The sequence below is a fragment of the Paenibacillus sp. 01T422 genome (assembly GCF_056398785.1).
This window is the reverse complement of sequence record NZ_JBFTQB010001395.1, coordinates 1-982: the sequence shown is the minus strand read 5'-3', so window position 1 is coordinate 982 and position 982 is coordinate 1. Positions and strand designations below refer to the sequence as shown.

At 45.2% G+C, this 982-nt stretch carries 1 protein-coding gene; it reads left to right on the top strand.

Annotated elements, in window-relative coordinates:
- Window positions 1-30: 30 nt before the first annotated feature.
- Window positions 31-982 (top strand): 1-deoxy-D-xylulose-5-phosphate reductoisomerase (locus AC1DUA_RS39040; RefSeq protein WP_477504791.1); only part of this gene is annotated, 952 nt, incomplete at its 3' end.

Sequence of the window (982 nt, the reverse complement as noted above, 5' to 3'; positions counted from 1 at the left end):
ATGTAGTTGTCATGGGCGAGGTGCTTAGTTATGAAACGAATTGCCATTTTAGGATCAACGGGGTCTATCGGTACACAAACCTTAGACATCGTTCAACATGCCCCAGAGAAATTTCAAGTTGAAGCTATATCTGGTGGATATAATACGAAGTTATTGATTGAGCAAGTTAACCAGTTTAAGCCAAAACTTGTCTCCGTTGCAACGAAGGAGTTGGCGGATCAGGTTCTGATGAACGTGTCGGCAGGGACGAAGGTTGTTTATGGTGAAGAAGGACTTATTGAAGTAGCTGCCGCGACGGACGCTGATCTTGTTGTCACTGCACTGGTTGGAAGTCAGGGACTAAAACCTACACTTGCTGCCATAGATGCTGGTAAACACATCGGACTTGCGAACAAGGAAACTTTGGTAAGTGCAGGACACATCGTAACGGAAGCTGTACGTAAAAAAGGTGTCGCTGTACTGCCTATTGATAGTGAGCATTCAGCGATTTATCAATGTTTAAACGGTGAGAACAGATCGCAAATTTCCAAAATTACGATCACAGCATCCGGTGGCTCCTTTCGCGATCGTACTCGCGCTGATTTAGAGGGTGTTACAGTTGAACAAGCCTTGCAGCATCCGAATTGGTCGATGGGAGCCAAAATTACAATCGATTCAGCCACAATGGTGAATAAAGGATTTGAAGTCATTGAGGCGCACTGGTTATTCGGCCTTTCTTACGATCAAATTGATGTTCTGATTCATCCGGAAAGTGTCATTCATTCCTATGTTGAATTTGTTGACAACAGTATCATTGCCCAGCTGGGCAACCCGGACATGCGCGTGCCGATTCAGTATGCCTTAACGTATCCTGACAGATTCGTGACACCAACAAAGCGGTTAGATCTGGCTGCGATTGGTAAACTGCATTTCCGCGAGATGGATTATACAAGGTACCCATGTTTACGGATGGCATATGAGAGCGGTAGACAAGGTGGAACGA